Genomic DNA, 21,087 nt, shown 5'->3' on the forward strand with positions numbered 1-21,087 from the left:
ATCTGGTTTCTGGTAACGATCGCATGAATTTGCATGTTATCTTCAAAATCGGTGCACAAGCTGGGGAATGCTGATGGCTTACACGTTCACAGAGAAAAAGCGTATCCGAAAGGATTTCGGTAAATTGCCTCACGTAATGGATGTGCCTTACCTGCTGGCCATCCAGATCGATTCGTACCGCAAGTTTTTACAAACCGGTACGACATCAGCAGATGATAAGAAAGAAGTCGGTTTACACGCTGCGTTCAAATCCGTATTTCCGATTGTTTCATATTCAGGAAACGCAGCATTGGAATATGTGGGTTACCGTTTAGGTGAGCCAGCTTTTGATGTGAAAGAGTGTCAGTTGCGTGGTGTTACCTATGCTGCCCCGCTGCGCGTAAAGGTTCGCTTGATTATTTATGATCGCGATTCTTCCACAAAAGCGGTTAAGGACATCAAGGAACAAGAAGTTTACATGGGCGAAATGCCCCTGATGACTGATAACGGTACTTTCGTAATCAATGGTACCGAGCGTGTTATCGTTTCTCAGCTTCACCGTTCTCCGGGTGTGTTCTTTGATCATGATAAGGGCAAGACTCACTCCTCCGGTAAGTTACTCCATTCTGCCCGCGTAATCCCCTATCGTGGTTCGTGGTTGGATTTTGAATTTGATCCTAAAGACAACGTTTTTGTCCGTATTGACCGTCGCCGTAAATTACCTGCGACAATCCTGCTTCGTGCTCTGGGCCTGACGGCTCAAGATATGCTGGATACATTTTTCGATACCGACAGCTTCTTTATAAAGGGAGATAAGGTTCATTTGAAACTGGTTGCGGCGCGTTTGCGTGGTGAGACAGCCAGCTTTGACCTGAAAGATACCGATGGCAATGTTGTCGTTGAAGAAAGCCGTCGTATTACTGCCCGCCATATTCGTAGCCTTGAAAAGGCAAATATTACCGAGTTGGAGGTACCGCGCGAGTATCTTGTTGGCAAGACACTGGCTTCAGATATGGTGCATCCGGCTACCGGCGAGATTATCGTTGAGTCCAATGCTGAAATTACTCAGGAAATTTTGGACAGCCTGTTCGATGCCGGCTTTGAATCATTGCAGACTCTCTATGTAAACGATCTTGATTGCGGTCCGTTTATGTCTTCTACTCTGCGCATCGACCCAACTAGCAATCAACTGGAGGCATTGGTGGAAATCTACCGGATGATGCGTCCTGGTGAGCCACCAACCAAAGAGTCAGCCGAAGCACTATTCAATAACCTGTTCTTCAGTCTTGATCGTTATGACCTGTCCGAAGTAGGACGAATGAAGTTTAACCGTCGTCTTGGACGGGAAGATATTGTTGGCGAGGGGACTCTGGATCGCGACGACATTATCGAAGTTCTGAAAACCCTTATTGGGATCCGCAATGGTCAGGGGATCGTTGATGATATCGATCACTTGGGTAACCGTCGTGTCCGTTCCGTTGGTGAAATGGCTGAAAACCAGTTCCGAGTAGGTCTTGTTCGGGTAGAAAGGGCTGTTCGTGAGCGTCTGTCCATGGCTGAATCAGACGGTCTTATGCCTCAGGATCTGATCAATGCCAAGCCTGTCGCAGCAGCCGTTAAAGAGTTCTTTGGTTCCAGCCAGTTGTCTCAGTTTATGGACCAGAATAACCCGTTGTCCGAGATTACTCACAAGCGCCGGGTATCTGCGTTAGGGCCTGGTGGATTGACTCGTGAGCGTGCCGGTTTTGAAGTTCGAGACGTACACCCGACTCATTATGGTCGTGTTTGTCCAATCGAGACACCTGAAGGTCCAAACATCGGTTTAATCAACTCCCTGGCAACCTATGCCCGGACAAACAGTTATGGCTTCCTGGAAAGTCCATACCGTAAGGTTGTGGATGGTGTGGTAACCGACGATATCGAATATCTGTCTGCCATCGATGAAGCCGAGCGCGTTATCGCGCAAGCCAACTCCACGTTGGATGCCGATAACAAATTAATTGAAGATCTGGTTGCCGTTCGTTATTTGAACGAATTTACCGTAATGGCTCCAGAGCGCGTCAACTATATGGACGTATCTCCTCGTCAGGTCGTTTCGGTTGCGGCATCTCTGATTCCATTTCTGGAGCACGATGATGCAAACCGGGCCTTGATGGGATCAAACATGCAACGTCAGGCGGTACCAACGCTGAAGGCTCAGAAGCCACTCGTGGGTACTGGTATGGAGCGTAACGTAGCTCGTGACTCCGGGGTTTGTGTGGTTGCTCGTCGTGGCGGTGAAGTCGAATCTGTTGACGCAGGCCGAATTGTTGTTCGAGTCAGAGATGAAGAGTTACAAGCCGGTGAGGCAGGTGTTGATATTTACAACCTGACCAAATATGTCCGTTCCAACCAGAACACCTGTATCAATCAGCGTCCGTTGGTGAAAGTTGGTGATTTGGTTGAACGCAATGACATCATGGCTGATGGTCCTTCTGTAGATATGGGTGAGTTGGCCTTGGGTCAAAACATGCGTATTGCCTTTATGCCTTGGCATGGGTACAACTTTGAGGATTCTATCCTTATTTCTGAGCGTGTTGTTGAAGAAGACCGTTTCACAACTATCCACATTCAAGAATTGACCTGTGTTGCTCGTGATACCAAACTGGGATCAGAAGAGATTACCTCTGATATTCCTAATGTCGGTGAGGGTGCGCTGTCAAAACTCGATGAATCTGGTGTTGTCTACATTGGGGCAGAAGTTGGTCCTGGTGATATTCTGGTAGGTAAGGTAACACCAAAAGGTGAAACTCAACTGACGCCGGAAGAAAAGCTGTTACGTGCTATCTTTGGTGAAAAAGCCTCTGATGTAAAAGATACATCTCTACGAGTCAAAACGGGTACCAAGGGTACTGTTATTGACGTGCAAGTCTTTACTCGAGATGGTGTTGAAAAGGACAAGCGTGCGATTCAGATTGAAGAAGAGCAGCTGACATCCGTTCGTAAAGACCTTAATGATGAGTTCCGTATTGTTGAAACTGCGACGTTTGAGCGCTTGCAAAGAGCTCTTGTAGGGGCAACCGTCAACGGTGGTCCTAATCTGGGTAAGGGAGATGTCCTTACGGAAGATTATCTGCAGGGGTTGCAGCACTCTGAATGGTTCAAGATCCGTGTCGCGGATGAAGCGTTGCTGGAACAGCTTGATCGTGCGCAAGAACAGTTGGCAGAGCGTCGTCAGCAATTGGATGACAAGTACGAAGATAAGAAGCGTAAGCTGCAGCAAGGTGATGACCTGGCACCAGGTGTTCTGAAAATTGTTAAAGTGTATGTTGCCGTTAAGCGTCGAATTCAGCCGGGTGACAAAATGGCTGGACGTCACGGTAACAAAGGTGTCATCTCCGCGATTATGCCGGTGGAAGATATGCCTTACGATGAGAAGGGGCGTCCTGTTGATATCGTACTGAACCCACTGGGTGTTCCTTCTCGAATGAACGTTGGCCAGGTTTTGGAAACTCACTTTGGCGCCGCAGCCAAAGGATTGGGTGATCGCATCAACGAGATGCTTGAAGCTCAGGCTGAAGTTCGAAAAATCCGAGAGCTACTTCATGAAATTTATAATGAAGTCGGCGATGGTAGAAAAGAAGATCTTGATGCGTTGAATGACACTGAGTTCCTGGAGCTTGCAGGTAATCTGCGTAATGGTGTGCCAATGGCCACACCTGCTTTTGATGGTGCTTCTGAGGTCGAGATCAAGAAGCTCTTGGCTATGGGCGGAATCGACGAAAGTGGTCAAGTAACCTTGTACGATGGACGCACAGGTGACGCATTTGATCGCCCGGTAACGGTTGGTTACATGTACATGCTGAAGCTGAACCACTTGGTTGACGACAAGATGCATGCCCGTTCAACTGGTTCTTATAGTTTGGTTACTCAGCAGCCATTGGGTGGTAAAGCCCAGTTTGGTGGTCAGCGCTTCGGAGAGATGGAAGTGTGGGCACTGGAAGCATATGGTGCCGCTTATACCCTACAGGAAATGCTCACCGTTAAGTCGGACGACGTGAATGGTCGAACCAAGATGTATAAAAACATCGTGGATGGCGATCATCGCATGGAGCCGGGTATGCCCGAATCCTTCAATGTACTGGTCAAAGAGATCCGTTCACTCGGCATCGATATTGAACTGGAAAACGAATAAGCGTCATAGTTATCCCGTGGTTGAGGAGCCCCTGGGCTCCTCATTCAGATAACTCCGTAAGGAGCTGCAGCCGATGAAAGATTTACTTAACCTGTTGAAGTCACAAGGTCAAACGAAAGAGTTTGACTCTATTCGTATAGGACTGGCTTCGCCGGAAATGATCCGTTCCTGGTCCTACGGCGAAGTTAAAAAGCCTGAGACTATCAACTACCGGACCTTCAAGCCTGAGCGTGAAGGCCTGTTCTGTGCCAAAATTTTTGGCCCGGTAAAAGATTATGAATGCCTCTGCGGTAAATATAAGCGCCTGAAGCACCGTGGTGTAATCTGTGAGAAGTGTGGCGTTGAAGTTGCACTGGCGAAAGTTCGTCGTGAACGTATGGGGCATATTGAGCTTGCCAGTCCGGTTGCTCATATTTGGTTCCTGAAGTCACTCCCTTCCCGTATTGGTCTATTGTTGGATATGACCCTAAGGGATATCGAGCGTGTGCTTTACTTCGAGTCGTTCGTAGTGGTTGAGCCAGGCATGACGACTCTGGAAAAGGGTCAGCTTCTGAACGATGAAGAGTATTTTGAAGCGCTTGAAGAGTTTGGCGATGAGTTTGACGCAAAAATGGGTGCTGAAGCAGTCCAAGGGCTTTTGTTGGCTCTGGACCTTGATGGTGAAATAGCACGCATGCGGGAAGAAATTCCTAACACCAGTTCGGAAACCAAGATTAAGAAGGTTTCCAAGCGTCTGAAACTAATGGAAGCGTTTGTCAACTCCGGCAACAAGCCAGAGTGGATGATTATGGAAGTGCTGCCGGTTCTTCCACCCGATTTACGACCATTGGTACCTTTGGACGGTGGACGTTTTGCGACCTCTGACCTTAACGACCTTTATCGTCGAGTGATCAACCGTAATAACCGTCTTAAGCGTCTGTTGGAGCTGAGTGCTCCAGATATTATTGTCCGTAATGAAAAGCGGATGTTACAAGAATCTGTTGACGCCCTGTTGGATAACGGCCGTCGTGGACGTGCAATAACGGGCTCGAACAAGCGTCCTCTGAAATCTTTGGCAGACATGATCAAGGGTAAGCAGGGTCGTTTCCGTCAGAATCTGTTGGGTAAGCGAGTCGACTACTCCGGACGTTCGGTTATCGTAGTAGGGCCTTACTTGCGTTTGCATCAGTGTGGTCTGCCAAAGAAGATGGCGCTGGAACTGTTTAAGCCTTTTATTTTCTCCAAGCTGGAATTGCGTGGTCTGGCGACTACGATCAAGGCTGCCAAGAAAATGGTCGAGCGGGAAACAGCTGAAGTCTGGGATATCCTGGCTGAAGTTATCCGTGAGCATCCAGTGATGCTGAACCGGGCACCGACGCTTCACCGTCTGGGCATCCAGGCATTTGAGCCAGTGCTGATTGAAGGTAAGGCTATTCAGCTCCATCCATTGGTCTGTGCCGCTTACAACGCTGACTTTGACGGTGACCAGATGGCGGTACACGTACCCCTGACGCTGGAAGCCCAGTTAGAAGCTCGTGCATTGATGATGTCTACCAACAACATCCTTTCACCAGCCAACGGCGAGCCAATTATTGTTCCGTCTCAGGACGTTGTACTGGGCTTATACTTTACCACTCGTGAGCGCATTGGTGCGAAAGGTGAAGGCATCGCCTTCTCTGATATCGATGAAGTGCATCGTGCTTACGGGGCTAAACAAGTCGATCTGCAGGCCAAGATTAAAGTTCGCATCAGTGAAACCGTACACGGTATTCATGGTGGTTCCAGTCAGTCTACTCGAATTGTCGATACGACTGTTGGCCGGGCCTTATTGTTTGAGATCGTTCCTGCTGGCTTACCGTTTGATATGGTAAACCAGCCAATGAAGAAGAAGGCTATTTCCAGACTGCTGAACGAAGCCTATCGTCGTTGTGGTCTGAAGGAAACGGTTATTTTTGCCGATCAGTTGATGTATATGGGATTTGCTTTCGCAACTCGCTCCGGTGCTTCTGTTGGTGTTAATGACTTTGTTATTCCTGAAGCTAAAAAAGCCATTATTAGCGAAGCTGATGCTGAAGTTAAAGAGATTGAAACTCAGTACTCTGAAGGTCTGGTAACTCAAGGCGAAAAGTACAACAAGGTGATTGACCTTTGGTCCCGTGCCAATGAGAAGGTTACCGAAGCGATGATGTCTGAGCTTAAGGTCGATATTGTTCAAGACAAAGATGGTAATGATGTCGAGCATGAGTCATTCAACTCGGTTTATATGATGGCTGACTCCGGAGCACGGGGTAGTGCGGCTCAGATGCGTCAGTTAGGTGGTATGCGTGGACTGATGGCGAAGCCGGATGGCTCGATCATCGAAACGCCGATTGTTGCGAACTTCCGTGAAGGTCTTAACGTACTTCAGTACTTTATTTCGACTCACGGCGCTCGTAAAGGTTTGGCTGATACCGCTCTGAAAACCGCCAACTCCGGATACTTGACTCGTCGTCTTGTAGACGTTGCACAGGATTTGGTTATCACTCAGGTTGATTGTGGTACTGATCAGGGTTTGACCATTGCTCCTTTAATCGAAGGTGGTGACGTAGTTGTACCTTTGGGACAACGGGTTCTGGGTCGTGTGGTAGCGGGTGATGTTGTCGATCCTGTTACGGACGAAACTCTTATTCCTGCCGGAACACTGATTGATGAGTCCTGGGTTGAGCGTCTTGAAAAAGACGAGACGCTCTCTTCAGTGGATGAAATTCTGGTGCGCTCAGCCATCACCTGTGAAACTCGTCATGGTGTCTGTGCTAGCTGCTATGGTCGTGATCTGGGTCGTGGACACCTGGTTAACCAAGGTGAAGCCGTTGGGGTTATCGCTGCTCAGTCGATTGGTGAGCCTGGTACCCAGCTGACCATGCGTACTTTCCACATCGGTGGTGCGGCATCGCGGGCGGCAGCTGTTGACAATATTCAGGTAAAAAATGGCGGAGTTATCCGACTTCATAACCTCAAGTTTGTAGAGCGCAAGGATGGTTCACTGGTTGCCACTTCCCGTTCCGGTGAGCTTGGTGTAACCGATGAGCACGGACGTGAGCGTGAGCGTTATAAACTGCCCTATGGTTCAGTGCTGAGCGTTAAGGATGGTTCCAGTGTAAATGCCGGCGATATTGTTGCAAACTGGGATCCGCATACGCATCCTATCATTACCGAAGTCAGTGGTAAGGCTGTATTTACCGGAATGGAAGATGGCATCACCATCAACCGTAAAACGGATGAGTTGACAGGACTTAGCAACATTGAAGTTCTGGATCCAAAAGATCGCCCTGCTGCGGGTAAAGATCTGCGTCCAATGGTCTCTTTTGTTGACGGCAACGGTGATGAGCTGACACTTTCAGGTTCTGGTAGTCCTGCACAATACCTGATGCCTGCTTCAGCATTGTTGAATGTTGAGAGTGGCGCGAATGTGGAAGTGGGTGATGTTATCGCTCGTATTCCTCAAGAGAGCGCTGGTAACAAGGATATCACCGGTGGTTTGCCTCGTGTTGCCGATTTGTTCGAAGCGCGTAAGCCAAAAGAACCCGCGATTCTGGCTGAAATATCCGGTACCGTTAGTTTCGGTAAGGAGACTAAAGGTAAGCGTCGTCTGGTTATAACTCCGAGTGAAGGCGACGTTTATGAGCTGCTTATTCACAAATGGCGTACCATGAACGTGTTTGAAGGAGAGCAAGTCAACAAGGGTGAAATAGTCTCTGATGGACCTTATAACCCTCACGATATTCTCCGGATTCTTGGTGTAGAAGCTTTGTCCAACTACATCACCTCTGAGATTCAAGACGTATACCGCCTTCAGGGTGTAATCATTAACGATAAACATATCGAAGTGATTGTTCGTCAGATGCTTAGAAAGGTTGATATCACTGCTGGTGGCGACACTGTCCTGATCAAGGGCGAGCAGGTTGAATATAATCGGATGCTGGAAGCCAACGAACAAGCGCTTGCCGAAGACAAGATGCAAGCTCAGTACGAGCGGGTATTGTTGGGTATTACCAAGGCATCGCTGGCGACTGAATCCTTTATTTCGGCGGCCTCTTTCCAAGAGACTACTCGTGTTCTGACAGAAGGCGCGGTTACCGGTAAGAAGGATTACCTGCGCGGACTGAAAGAAAACGTTGTTGTTGGGCGCTTGATTCCGGCCGGTACCGGTCTGGCTTATCATGCGGATCGCAAGCGTAAGCGTAAGGATTCCCAACAGGAAGCAACAACACCGACTGTCAGTGCAGAAGAGATACAGCAAGCATTGGCAGAGGCCCTGAATTCAGAGCGTTAATTTCTGGTTTATGGCTGTTTGGGGCAAGTACTTTGTACTTGCCCCTGCTTTTTTCAACAAGAACCGCTGATACTTGGCTTTTAGCTAACAAAGCGCTCGTATCTTGTTGACTATCGTGGGTGAGATGATTAAAATTTCGCCCCTTCGTGGCAGGGTCTAATTTGATCCTGTCTTTGTTATGAGCTTTTTTAACAAAAGCGTGGAGTAAGCTGAATGGCTACAATTAACCAATTGGTTCGTAAGCCTCGTAAGCGCCAGGTCGCTAAAAGTGATGTTCCTGCTCTGCAGGCTTGTCCTCAGCGTCGCGGTGTTTGCACTCGGGTTTACACCACTACCCCCAAGAAGCCTAACTCGGCTTTGCGGAAGGTATGTCGTGTACGTCTGACAAATGGTTTTGAAGTAACATCTTACATCGGCGGTGAAGGTCACAACCTTCAAGAGCACTCTGTTGTTCTGATCCGTGGTGGACGAGTAAAAGACTTGCCGGGTGTTCGTTATCACACTGTTCGTGGTGCGTTGGATACTTCTGGTGTTAGTGATCGTAAGCAAGGTCGTTCCAAGTACGGTACTAAGCGTCCTAAGGGATAAGCTTAACCTGCTGTGCTCTGACGTAGATTTGCACTGTTGTTGATGTGAGCTTGATTTTAGTACACAGATATAAAATGTAGCTGCTACTGACGATAAGAGTAAGGTCAGGTGCCCTGTAGGTGCATCCTGAACTATCCTGAAGACCTAAATAAGGGGCTTATCATGCCTAGAAGAAGAGTTGTCGCGAAACGCGAAATCCTGCCAGATCCTAAATTTGGCAACCAAACGCTGGCAAAATTCATGAACCACGTGATGGTCAGCGGTAAGAAATCTGTAGCCGAGAGTATTGTTTACGGCGCCATGGACAAAGTCCAGGAGCGTACCGGCAAAGATCCTCTGGAAGTATTCACAAAGGCACTTGAATCAGTACAGCCAATGGTTGAGGTTAAGTCTCGCCGTGTTGGTGGTGCCACTTATCAGGTGCCTGTAGAAGTTCGCCCTGCTCGTCGCGGTGCCCTGGCTATGCGCTGGTTGGTAGATGCGGCTCGTAAGCGTGGCGAAAAGTCCATGGCATTACGCCTGGCTGGCGAATTGGCAGACGCTGCTGAAGGTCGCGGCGCTGCGGTTAAGAAGCGTGAAGATGTTCACCGCATGGCAGAAGCTAACAAAGCTTTCTCCCACTACCGCTTCTAAGAAGAGGATTAAACTGTGGCCCGTCAGACACCTATTGACAGATATCGCAACATTGGTATTTGTGCTCACGTCGATGCTGGTAAAACGACCACGACTGAACGTGTTTTGTTCTATACCGGTATGTCCCATAAAATCGGTGAAGTTCATGACGGTGCAGCGACCATGGATTGGATGGAGCAAGAGCAAGAGCGTGGGATAACCATCACTTCCGCCGCGACAACTTGTTTCTGGTCCGGTATGAGCCAACAGTTTGATCAACACCGTGTCAATATTATTGATACACCAGGACACGTAGATTTCACGATTGAAGTGGAGCGTTCTTTACGTGTTCTGGACGGTGCCGTTGTTGTTCTTTGTGCCTCTTCCGGTGTTCAGCCTCAGACTGAAACCGTTTGGCGCCAGGCTAACAAATATGAAGTTCCCCGTATGGTCTTTGTTAATAAGATGGACCGTGCTGGCGCTGATTTCTTTATGGTTGTTGAGCAACTAAAAGAACGCTTGGGAGCTGTTGCTGTTCCGATCAATTTCCCGATTGGTGCTGAAGAGAACTTCAAGGGTGTCGTCGACTTAATCAGAATGAAGGCCATTCTCTGGAATGAAGACGACCAGGGTATGACCTATGAAGAAGCAGGTATTCCTGCTGAGCTTCAAGACAAGGCTGAAGAGCTTCGCGAACTGATGGTGGAGTCCGCGGCAGAAGCCACCGAAGAGTTAATGGATAAGTACCTGAATGAAGGTGAGTTATCCAACGATGAGATCAAGCTGGGATTACGTAAGCGATCCTTGGAGAATGAGATTGTTCTGATGCTGGCGGGTTCCGCCTTTAAGAACAAGGGGGTTCAGGCCGTATTGGATGCGGTGATCGAATATATGCCTTCTCCGAAGGAAGTTAAAGCGATCGAAGGCATCCTGGACGATGGCAAAGAGACTGTAGCTACGCGTCCCGCTGATGACGATGCTCCTTTTGCAGCGCTTGCTTTTAAAATCGCGACTGATCCTTTCGTTGGCACTCTGACGTTTATTCGTGTGTACTCCGGTACTCTGAATTCTGGTGACGGTGTTTATAACTCCGTTAAACAGAAAAAAGAACGTGTTGGTCGTATGGTGCAAATGCACTCAAACAACCGTGAAGAGATTAAAGAAGTTCGTGCTGGTGATATTGCCGCAACGATTGGTCTTAAAGATGTTACCACCGGTGACACTTTATGTTCTCAGGACAATGTTATTGTTCTGGAGCGCATGGAGTTTCCGGAGCCGGTAATTTCCGTCGCGGTTGAGCCTAAGACTAAGGCTGATCAGGAAAAAATGGGTGTTGCACTGGGCAAGCTTGCTCAGGAAGATCCTTCTTTCCGTGTCGAAACTGACGAAGAAACCGGTCAGACAATTATCTCTGGAATGGGTGAGTTACATCTGGATATTCTTGTGGATCGAATGAAGCGTGAATTCAAGGTGGATGCTGCAGTGGGTAAACCACGTGTATCTTACCGTGAAAAAATTCGAGCTTCTGTAGATGCTAACCATAAGTTTGCACGCCAGTCCGGTGGTCGTGGTCAGTACGGTCATGTTGTTATTGAGTTCTCACCCTCAGAGAATGACGGGTTGGAATTTATCAATGAAATTGTAGGTGGCGCTATTCCGAAGGAATATATCCCTGCGATTGAAAAAGGTATCACCGAACAAATGCAGAACGGTGTTATTGGTGGTTATCCGCTGTTGGGTCTGAAAGCGCGTCTGTATGATGGCTCTTTCCATGAAGTCGACTCCAATGAGATGGCCTTCAAAATAGCCGCTTCACAAGCATTGAAGAAATATGCCCAACAAGCAGATCCCTGTCTTCTTGAACCTATGATGAAGGTTGAGGTGGTGACACCAGAAGATTACATGGGTGATGTTATGGGTGACCTGAACCGCCGTCGCGGCCTGGTACAGGGAATGGAAGATAGTCCGTCTGGCAAGATTATTCGAGCCGAAGTTCCTCTTGGAGAGATGTTCGGTTATGCAACCGATCTTCGCTCTGCAAGTCAGGGGCGAGCTACTTTCACCATGGAGTTTGAGAAGTACTCAGCAGCTCCCCAAAACATTGCCGATGCAGTTATTAACGCTGAAGGTTAATTTTAGAACGCCTAATTAAGAGGTTTATAGCCGTGGCTAAGGAAACATTCGAACGTAACAAACCCCATGTCAACGTAGGTACAATTGGACACGTTGACCATGGTAAAACTACTCTGACTGCTGCTCTGACTCGCGTCTGTGCAGAAGCTTGGGGTGGCGAGTTGAAAGACTTTGCTCAGATTGATAATGCTCCTGAAGAGCGTGAGCGTGGTATCACCATCGCGACTTCTCATGTTGAGTATGATTCTCCTGATCGTCACTACGCGCACGTAGACTGCCCAGGACACGCCGATTATGTTAAGAACATGATCACCGGTGCTGCACAGATGGACGGCGCTATCCTGGTTTGTGGCGCGACTGATGGCCCGATGCCTCAGACTCGTGAGCACATCCTGCTATCCCGTCAGGTTGGTGTACCTTACATCGTTGTCTTCCTGAACAAAGCAGACCTGCTGGCTGAAGACTGTGGCGGTGCTGACAGCGAAGAGTATGCAGAAATGCTTGAGCTGGTTGACATGGAGCTGCGTGATCTGTTGTCTGAGTACGAATTCCCAGGTGATGACACTCCAATCATCCCAGGATCTGCTCTGATGGCTCTGAACGGTCAGGACGACAACGAAATGGGTACAACAGCTGTTAAGAAGCTTGTTGAGACTCTGGACAGCTATATTCCTGAGCCTGAGCGTGCAATCGACGGCGCATTCATCATGCCTATTGAAGATGTGTTCTCTATTCAGGGTCGTGGTACTGTTGTAACCGGTCGTGTTGAGCGCGGTATCGTTAAGGTTGGTGAAGAAGTTGAAATCGTAGGTATCAAAGACACTACCAAGACGACTTGTACTGGTGTTGAGATGTTCCGTAAGCTTCTTGACGAAGGCCGTGCTGGTGAGAACGTTGGTGTTCTGCTGCGTGGTACTAAGCGTGACGAAGTAGAGCGTGGTCAGGTACTGGCTGCTCCAGGTTCCATCACTCCTCACACTGACTTTGAAGCTGAAGTTTATGTTCTGGGTAAAGATGAAGGTGGACGTCACACTCCATTCTTCAAAGGCTACCGTCCTCAGTTCTACTTCCGTACTACTGACGTAACTGGTGCTTGTGAGCTTCCAGAAGGCGTTGAGATGGTTATGCCGGGTGATAACGTCCAGATGACTGTGAGTCTTATCGCTCCTATCGCTATGGACGAAGGTCTGCGCTTCGCAATCCGTGAAGGTGGTCGTACCGTTGGTGCAGGTGTTGTTGCTAAGGTTCTTAAGTAATCTTACTTACAATACCTCAGCTATCTAAGTAGCTGTAAATAATGAATAAAAGACCATCTTCGAGAGGAGATGGTCTTTTTTTATTTCTAGAATATACATGCTTTCCCTTGCTCCAGGCTTTTTTAACATCAGATTGAGGTCCGATCTTCGATCACCTAATCCGCTGCCGTTTCCTTAAACCAGCATGGTGGCCTGTTCGATTTACTGCGGTTTTTAATTGAGTGGCACAACCAGGGTCGGTCAACAGAGTTTAGATCTGTGTTGCTATTACACAATGCGGCTGCGAAATAGGTATCAAGACGACATTGTGGGCTGGCAGGGATTAGTGTTGTTTGCTCTACAATTGTATTGTCCTGACGTGCGAGAAGTGGCATTAACAAATCACGTTTTTGAGCAAAATAACCTGCTAAGCTGGCTCCTGCGAGGGCAATGCGAGCGCATATCAGTTGCTCTGCCTTTTTTTCAAAAGCGTCAATGCAGGCTAAACGAACAACTCTAGGCACATACTTGGGTTTCCAGGGGAATTCTGGCTGTCTGAATAGTTTTCTAAGGCAATCAGAAGCTGCAAAGTAATCGGCTTGACCTTCCGCAGAAAATTTCCATATTTTAGGTGGTCCTGCAATATGGTGTCCTACTTCATGACAAAGAATAAGTGCAAAAGCATCAGCTGTAATATACGGATGGCGTGCAAAACCACCTGATATCTGGACTAGCCCTGTTTCTCCCTTAGCATCTTCCATTTTCCAGGCATTTGCATAAATATTATCGTTGTGCCAAGCAGCAACAATGCTTAATTTTTGCTGCTGCCGCAGGAACTCCTGCTGGTAGTGGGAGGCCGTTGTATTAACGATGAAGTTAAATAATTCCTGGCTCATCTGCGCAGAGCTGGGTAGTGAAGAAAGCAGCAGAATAGATGTAATAATTACCCGGAATCTGAACATGGTTTCTTTCCTGCCAGGGGAGTCCCATTCACAGCCCGTTAAACTAAGACTTCACCTGTGCAGCTATTTCTGAAAGTGTCATTGCTAAGGTGTAAAACTCAGCATCGCCTAAGCCTGTTACTGACTGAATTTAAGTCAACAGGGCAAGGGATCCATATAGTGTTAGTGCATACACACAGCCATGGGTTCCATTTCTAGCCAGTTTATTAATGGGACTAGCCAGGCTACTCAGTATTAATCCTAAGAAAAAGTATCGCTAAATTAAGTATTTGACCGGCTGTATCGGCTACCGTTATAGTTGCAGGGTGCAAGATTTTAAGGCCGAAAGGATGCGACTGCGCTCTATCACTGCCAGCCTGATAACCCTCCAACAAGTGATTGTGACCTGACGGATGCTGGACACACGAATTCAATTAGAAGCCCCTGAAGGGGTGTCATTTACACTTTCTCCGGCCGGGATTCCGGTTCGTGCGGCCGCCTTTGCAATCGATTTGGCAATCCGTTTAGTCATTATGATTATTTGTGGCTATGTTACCTCAGTTCTGGGAGAGGTTGGATCAGGATTATTGTTATTGATCTGGTTTCTGCTTGAATGGTGGTATCCCGTTTTGTTTGAGGTCTTCTTCCAAGGAGCGACACCAGGAAAGAAAGCCATGGGTCTGCGGGTGACCTTTGACGACGGGACACCTGTGGATTTCGGTGCATCGCTAACGCGAAATCTTATTCGAGCCGTTGATTTTCTGCCTTTTCTATATGGTTTGGGAATGTTCTCAATGCTGGTGAATAAGGATTCCAAGCGATTAGGAGACTTAGTAGCGGGGACTTTGGTGATTCATCAGTTTAGAAATAAGCATCAAGAGATAGAGCTGGGTGACGCTTTGCCGTCGCCATTTCCCCTGAGTATTGAGGAGCAACGTTTACTTATCGCGTTTGTTGAACGTAAAGACCAACTGAGTGAAGAAAGACAGCAGGAATTAGCAGCCATTCTCAGGCCTTTATTGGAATCATCCAATCAACAGCGAAATGAGGTTGAATACCTTAGCTCCATTGCTTACGGGGTTCTGGCCCAGCGATGAAACAAAGTTCATTTGAATCAAAGCACCGTCCTCTTTGGCAGAATTTCGAGCAACAGCTAAAGGACCTGGAGAGCAATAAGTCCGGTGAAGATCAGTTTCCCAAGCACTATAGGATTATCTGCCAGCATTTAGCTTTGTCACAGAGTCGGGGATATGGACCTCAGCTGGTTTCCTTTTTAGATGATCTGGTGATGCGGGCACATCAGCAATTGTATCTGCGCCGCTATCCGGTGCTGCCAAAAATCCCACAATTCCTGCTTCGGCGCTTTCCTCAAGCAGTGCGGCAGAACTGGCGTTATGTCTTGATCTCTTTTGGGCTGTTTTATGGCGTCATGCTACTGACAATGTTGTGGGTATGGTTGCAACCTGCCGCAGTCTACACCTTGCTTGATATTGACAGCGTACTGAATATGGAGCAAATGTACGACCCCAGTAACGCTAAAACCGGTCGAGAGCGAAGTTCAGATACAGATTTTATGATGTTTGGGTTCTATATCCAGCACAATATCGGCATCGCTTTTCAAACCTTTGCTTCTGGTCTTTTACTAACATTAGGTAGTTTGTTTTTTCTTGTTTTTAACGGTCTAACCATAGGGGCTGTATTTGCTCATCTTTTAAATGTTGGTTATCAGAACACTTTGTTTCCTTTTGTCATTGGTCACGGTGCATTTGAACTTAATGGTATCTGTATATCCGGTGCGGCTGGCATAATGCTGGGATGGGCAGTGCTGGCACCTGGGCGCTATAGTCGTCTGGAAGCGCTTAAGCGCAGTTCTACTGCGGCCATCACTTTGATGATCGGTGCAACAGTGATGCTAGTGATAGCGGCCTTTCTGGAAGCGTTCTGGTCTTCAACAGTGAGCTTGGGGGCTGAGGTTCGTTACGCTGTAGGGGCACTATTCTGGTTTTTGGTGGCCCTGTATTTCGTCCGAGTGGGACGTAGTCGATGAAGACAAATCTGGTAATTAATCTCCGCCCCCGCAACCCTTGGGAAGCCGCCGATCTGGGGCTTGTGCTTGTAAGGCGATGGTGGCCCCAGTTATACCTCATATGGTTTCTGTCCAGCTTTCTGCTATTTTTAGTCGCGCTGCTTGTGGTTGGTCCGGTCTGGGCAGCAGCGGTTGTCTGGTGGGTTAAGCCCTTGCTGGAAAGACCGCTGTTATTCTTTCTCGGTCGTGCCGTGTTTAATAATCCTCCAGAGGTTGTTGAGACGCTGCGAGCTTTTCCCGGATTGCTAAAAACCCAGTGGTTCTCCTGGTTGACCTGGCGTCGCTTTAGCTTGTCAAGATCATTTCTCCAGCCCATTGGTCAGTTAGAGGGTATGAATGGTAAAGCCCGAGGAGAACGCATTCGAGTTTTGCGTAACGATAGCGTTTCGTCATGGCTGACAATTATTCTGTTGCATTTGGAATCGGCGCTGATATTTAGTTTCTATGGACTGATCATGTTGTTTATGCCGGCAGACAGCTGGGAGTTTGGAACGGAACTGATTAGCGGTGAAGCAGAGTGGATTCAGGCGTGTCTTGTCTATCTTGTCATTGGGATAGTGGCTCCCTGTTATGTGAGTTGTGGCTTCTGTTTGTACCTTAACCGCAGAATTTGGCTGGAAGGCTGGGATATTGAGCAGGGGTTTCGTCGTATTCTGACTAAGCGGAGCTCATTTGCGATGGTGATCCTACTGGCAGTGATATCTGTCAGTAGTATTAATTCAACACCTGCTATGGCATCTACACCAGAAGAAGCTCGGGAAGATATTCTGAGAGTGATTGAAAGTGAGGATTTTCACCAGATCGAAGTGCAGAAGTATCCCGACTTTCTGGAGAATTGGTCCTTCGATTGGGACTGGCTGGATGATTCCAAGGATAAGGGGGCTGATCTGGAGATTGCCAGCGTTCTTGAAATTTTTCTTTGGGTGGTGGCTCTTGCTGCAGTTGTCTGGCTGGTTTATCAGGGATGGTTGTTGATGAAGATTAGATCGCCAAGCGAGCTCTTTTCTGACCGGCAAGAGCTGGCAACAACAGTGGCCGGGCTGAATATCAGGGAGGATAGCTTACCTGAGAATGTGACTGTTCAGGTTGAGAGCCTGTTACAGGATGGAGATGTCAGAGCTGCTCTAGCACTATTATACCGGGCCTCTCTCTCCCGACTTGTTGGCCGCTACGGGCTCCGTTTACTGGCAGGTTATACAGAAGGGGATTGCCTGGGGGTTGTGAAAGGTTCAGCACAACCTGATCTCTATGGCTATTTTTCTCAGTTGACCCAATTATGGATCCAAGCTGCCTATGGTCATCGGTTGCCGGATATCACCGATATTCATCAACTGTTACCCCTGTGGTCGGCTCATTTTGAGCCGCTGAAGAATCTTAGTCAGGAGGGCTAGCGGTGAAGAAGCTATTGGGCCTGTTAGCCCTGGTTTTCCTTGTTTTTTCAGGTCTGGCTTTATGGAACGCTGAGTGGAAAGAGATCCGGTATGATGCAGGTCCGAGTAAAGAGGCGGGTAGTGACCCTTTCTTTGCAATTATTCGTTACCTCGAGCAGCAAGATATAGATGCAGATACCGCCCGCTCTTTGGCACCAATGAAAGCCCCGGACTTTTTTCAGGATAAGGATGCAGTTGTGTTGCTCGGCGGGTATGGGGTGTTAGCTGAGCGACAGCTGACTGATGTACTTGACTGGGTGAGAAGAGGAGGGCACCTCATCTTATCTCCTGAAAATGCCAGGCCAGGCTTTGCTGAGTTAAAACAAGATTTGCTTTTTGAACAACTGGGAGTCGCTCTTGAGTTGGGGTGGCGCTCGTCTGATGAAGAGGAAGACTATTCAGAGTATCAAGAGTCTAGCCAGAGCGATAGTGAATCAGAAACATCTTTTTCAGAGACTGAGCAACGCAGGGACAGTCATTCTGATGCTGCTGAGTTTCTGGAATCTGACACAGTGGCAGAAGAAACCGTACCTTCATTGATTGAAGAACTTGCATCTTTTCGGGATATTCGTCGGTGTGATGATCGCAATCCGGTTCAGCTGGCTCTACTTGATTCACAGCAAGATATTGAGCTGGAGTTCCGTACCAGAGTTCACTTAAGCTTATTAAATGAGCAACAGGCATATCGCAAGGTGGTAGACAGTCGTGGATTGCCGGTGATTCTTCAGTTCGACCAGGGAAGAGGCAAAGTGACGTTGCTGAGTGATGGTGGAATATGGACGAACAGCCGGGTGGCATGCCGGGATCATGCTTTCTTTCTTGAATATTTGCTGGGAGAACAGACGAAGGTTTTTTTCCTGCTCAATCGCAAGCAGGCATCCTTGAGTGAGCTTCTTTTTTTCTATCTCCCTGAACTGGTTACTTCATTGTTACTGATGTTGGTATTTTGGCTGTGGCGAAGGGGAGTCCGGTTGGGACCGGCTGATCAGCATCGACAGAGGTTTCGCCGTCACTTTTTCGAGCATCTTCAGTCATCGGCGCGCTTTCGGTTTCGGGCCGGGCACCATTCATCGTTACTGGCACCGTTACGTGACGATATTCGTCAGCGAGCGATTCAGCGGTTAGATGGGTTTAGGGCTGATAATCAGCGACAGCATTATCGATTATTGGCGGAGCATACAGGGGTGCCGGAAGGTGATATTCAGATCGCGATGGAATCAAAAACAGCGTTATCTGCAACAGATTTTCAGAGCGCTACGCGAATACTGAAACAAATAAGGGAATCGTTATGAATCAGATGGGCGGTAGTACTTCTACTGAGTTTTCAGAGGCTCCAGACGGAGCTGCTTTACAGCGCATTCGAGAAGTATTAAATCAGGTTCTGATAGGTCAGGGTCCGGTTGTTGACCAGGTCTTGGTTGCTCTTTTGGCTCGTGGGCATGTGTTGATTGAAGGCGTTCCTGGATTAGGTAAGACATTATTGGTACGAAGTCTGGCTGCAACATTCTCGGGTCAGTTCAGTCGGATTCAGTTTACTCCAGACCTTATGCCAGCTGATGTGACCGGTCATACATTGTTCAACATGGCACAACAAAAATTTGAAACCCGCAAAGGTCCAATATTTACCAACCTGCTACTTGCCGATGAAATTAACAGAGCCCCAGCGAAAACTCAGGCTGCTCTACTTGAAGTTATGCAGGAACAACAGGTCACCATCGAGGGAAGTACTTTCCCGGTGGATACTCCCTTTATGGTATTGGCAACTCAGAATCCGATTGAACAAGAGGGAACCTACCCGTTGCCAGAAGCTGAGCTGGATCGCTTTATGCTGAAAGTGCAGATTGATTACCCTGATCAAGAGGATGAAGAAGCTCTTGTTCGGTCTGTTACCGGGCTCGGTGATGCGCCCTGGGGCGTTGAATGTATTGACCCCATTCTCAATGCAGACCAAATTGCGGATCTGCAAGACCAATTAGGAGAAATTGCTGTCGACCAGGAAGTTTTTACTTATGGTGTTCGGCTATGTCGTGCAAGTCGTGACTGGGACGGATTGGAGCGTGGTGCGGGACCCAGGGCCAGTATCAATTTGATTCAGGCCGCACGGGCAAGAGCGTTGTTGGATGGGCGCGATTTTGTGACACCCGATGATATCAAATCGATGGCGTTGCCAGTACTTCGTCATAGAGTGCAACTGACGGCTGATCGTGAAATAGAAGGGTATAACGCAGATCAGGTGCTGCAAGGGTTACTGGACACTGTGGATGCTCCTCGTCAATGAGATTGCTGGTACCGGGTCGCAGTAGTTTTTTCGCTCTGGCATTGATCGCTGTGCTTGCTGCGGTGATTGCCGGGCTTCGCGTATTTTCTGAGTGGCATGAAGCGTTGGATAATGCCGGAAATGCGCTGATTGCTTTAGCTGTCGTGATGCTGGGGTGGGCATTGTTGGATGCCTTGGTCAGTTTGCGGCGGCCTGCGCCAGAACTCAGGCGTCGCTTGCCACAGAGCCTGGCATTAAACCGTCCGGCGACCGTTGAGCTTTGTCTGATTCCGACGGCGAAGATATCTGAACGCTGGTTGGTTCAGGACCATTATCCAAGGGAGGGGAGTAGTTCTGCATCTGCGATACCTTGCACGACCGAAGCCGGTCGAGCAGTTGAAGTCAGATACCAATGGACCCCTTTGGAACGAGGCGATTTTCTTTTTGATGGCCTTAGTCTTCGGTGTAACTCGTTTTGGCGTTTCTGGCATCTTCAGCAGCGTTTGCCGCTCCAGACTTCGGTCAAAGTTTTCCCTGATTTTGCTCGCTTGCGTTCGGAGCTTCGCCCCAGTAGCAAGAGTAATTATAAGAACAGCGGTATTCGAAAACGTCCCAAACGGGGCTCTGGATTGGATTTCCATCAGCTGAGAGAATATCGCCAGGGAGATTCTCTGCGGCAGATAGATTGGCGGGCTACTTCAAGGCGTCTGCAACTGATCTCACGAGAGTATCAGGATGAACGAGATCAGCAGATCATTTTTATGCTTGATGCCGGGCGTCGGTTATTAGATCAGGATGATCAATTGAGCCACTTTGACCATGCTTTAAATGCCCTGTTAATGGTGGCGCATGTTGCTCTTAAGCAGGGAGATGCTGTGGCCATGATGAGCTTTGGTGGCGAGAATCGATGGGTTGCACCCGTTAAAGGAGTCTTGAATATTGGACGGCTGCTGAACGGGTTTTATGATCTGCAGCCTCAGCCTGTCGCTTCAGACTATATTGTCGCCGCGGAGTCTCTTATACAGCGCTATCGAAAGCGGGCTCTGGTTGTCTTGGTTACTAATCTGCAGGATGACTCTCCTGAGGAGCTGGCCCCGGCTATTCGACTACTGCAGAAGCATCACCTGGTGATGGTTGCCAATCTAAATGAGCCATCTTTGTTGGAAAAGTCAAAAAAACCGATAGAAGATCTGGATGACGCTCTGGGTTGGTGCAGCATAGCTGAATATCAACAAGGTCGTCAGCATACTCAAGAGCGGCTTCGAAACAGTGGGGTGATTCTGGTAGATACCCCGCCACAGGGGCTGCTGTTTCGTCTTAGCGAGGCTTATTTGGCAGTAAAGGCAGCAGGGCGTCTCTAA

13 protein-coding genes are annotated in these 21,087 nt (G+C 48.3%); 12 read left to right on the forward strand and 1 reads right to left on the reverse strand.

Annotated features, from left to right (window positions below; all coding sequences use genetic code 11):
• The first annotated feature begins 73 nt into the window (after positions 1 to 73).
• The 6 genes from rpoB to tuf all read left to right on the forward strand — a co-directional run bounded on the left by rpoB (position 74) and on the right by tuf (position 13,033).
• Positions 74 to 4,153 (forward strand): DNA-directed RNA polymerase subunit beta, encoded by a 4,080-nt coding sequence (rpoB, locus tag BGP75_RS03550; RefSeq protein ID WP_076715199.1) that lies wholly within the window; start codon positions 74 to 76, stop codon positions 4,151 to 4,153.
• 73 nt (positions 4,154 to 4,226) lie between these two features.
• Positions 4,227 to 8,444, forward strand: a complete 4,218-nt coding sequence (gene rpoC, locus BGP75_RS03555; protein WP_076715202.1) for a DNA-directed RNA polymerase subunit beta' — start codon at positions 4,227 to 4,229, stop codon at positions 8,442 to 8,444.
• A 213-nt stretch (positions 8,445 to 8,657) separates the two neighbouring features.
• Positions 8,658 to 9,032, forward strand: coding sequence for a 30S ribosomal protein S12 (gene rpsL / locus BGP75_RS03560; protein ID WP_076715205.1), 375 nt, complete (start codon positions 8,658 to 8,660; stop codon positions 9,030 to 9,032).
• A gap of 162 nt (positions 9,033 to 9,194) precedes the next feature.
• A complete protein-coding gene (gene rpsG, locus BGP75_RS03565; RefSeq protein WP_076715207.1) occupies positions 9,195 to 9,665 on the forward strand; it encodes a 30S ribosomal protein S7 in 471 nt (156 codons plus the stop codon).
• Positions 9,666 to 9,680: 15 nt separating this feature from the next.
• On the forward strand, positions 9,681 to 11,777 hold the full coding sequence (gene fusA / locus BGP75_RS03570) for an elongation factor G (protein WP_076715210.1): 2,097 nt from the start codon (positions 9,681 to 9,683) through the stop codon (positions 11,775 to 11,777).
• 32 nt (positions 11,778 to 11,809) lie between these two features.
• Entirely contained in the window at positions 11,810 to 13,033 is a 1,224-nt protein-coding gene (tuf, locus tag BGP75_RS03575) for an elongation factor Tu (protein WP_076715213.1), read from the forward strand.
• A gap of 155 nt (positions 13,034 to 13,188) precedes the next feature.
• Here the strand turns inward: tuf and BGP75_RS03580 are convergent, their stop codons facing one another.
• Positions 13,189 to 13,974 (reverse strand): hypothetical protein, encoded by a 786-nt coding sequence (locus BGP75_RS03580; RefSeq protein WP_076715215.1) that lies wholly within the window; start codon positions 13,972 to 13,974, stop codon positions 13,189 to 13,191.
• Between the two features lie 392 nt (positions 13,975 to 14,366).
• On the opposite strand from BGP75_RS03580, the gene BGP75_RS03585 reads away from it, so the two are divergent.
• Genes BGP75_RS03585 through BGP75_RS03610 form a run of 6 tightly spaced genes read left to right on the forward strand, consistent with a single transcriptional unit; the run spans position 14,367 to position 21,087 of the window.
• Positions 14,367 to 15,050 carry an RDD family protein gene (locus BGP75_RS03585; RefSeq protein ID WP_076715217.1) on the forward strand — a complete coding sequence of 228 codons (684 nt, stop codon included), beginning with the start codon at positions 14,367 to 14,369 and terminating at the stop codon, positions 15,048 to 15,050.
• A complete protein-coding gene (locus BGP75_RS03590) occupies positions 15,047 to 16,000 on the forward strand; it encodes a stage II sporulation protein M (RefSeq protein WP_076715219.1) in 954 nt (317 codons plus the stop codon). Before BGP75_RS03585 ends, BGP75_RS03590 begins: the two co-directional genes overlap by 4 nt.
• Positions 15,997 to 17,430 (forward strand): DUF4129 domain-containing protein, encoded by a 1,434-nt coding sequence (locus tag BGP75_RS03595; RefSeq protein ID WP_076715222.1) that lies wholly within the window; start codon positions 15,997 to 15,999, stop codon positions 17,428 to 17,430. The genes BGP75_RS03590 and BGP75_RS03595 overlap by 4 nt, the downstream gene beginning before the upstream one ends.
• A gap of 2 nt (positions 17,431 to 17,432) precedes the next feature.
• A complete protein-coding gene (locus BGP75_RS03600) occupies positions 17,433 to 18,761 on the forward strand; it encodes a DUF4350 domain-containing protein (protein WP_076715225.1) in 1,329 nt (442 codons plus the stop codon).
• Entirely contained in the window at positions 18,758 to 19,747 is a 990-nt protein-coding gene (locus BGP75_RS03605; protein WP_083704603.1) for a MoxR family ATPase, read from the forward strand. The genes BGP75_RS03600 and BGP75_RS03605 overlap by 4 nt, the downstream gene beginning before the upstream one ends.
• Positions 19,744 to 21,087, forward strand: coding sequence for a DUF58 domain-containing protein (locus BGP75_RS03610; protein ID WP_076715228.1), 1,344 nt, complete (start codon positions 19,744 to 19,746; stop codon positions 21,085 to 21,087). Before BGP75_RS03605 ends, BGP75_RS03610 begins: the two co-directional genes overlap by 4 nt.

The organism is Motiliproteus sp. MSK22-1 (assembly GCF_001968815.1).
In the GTDB taxonomy this organism is placed as follows: domain Bacteria; phylum Pseudomonadota; class Gammaproteobacteria; order Pseudomonadales; family Balneatricaceae; genus Motiliproteus.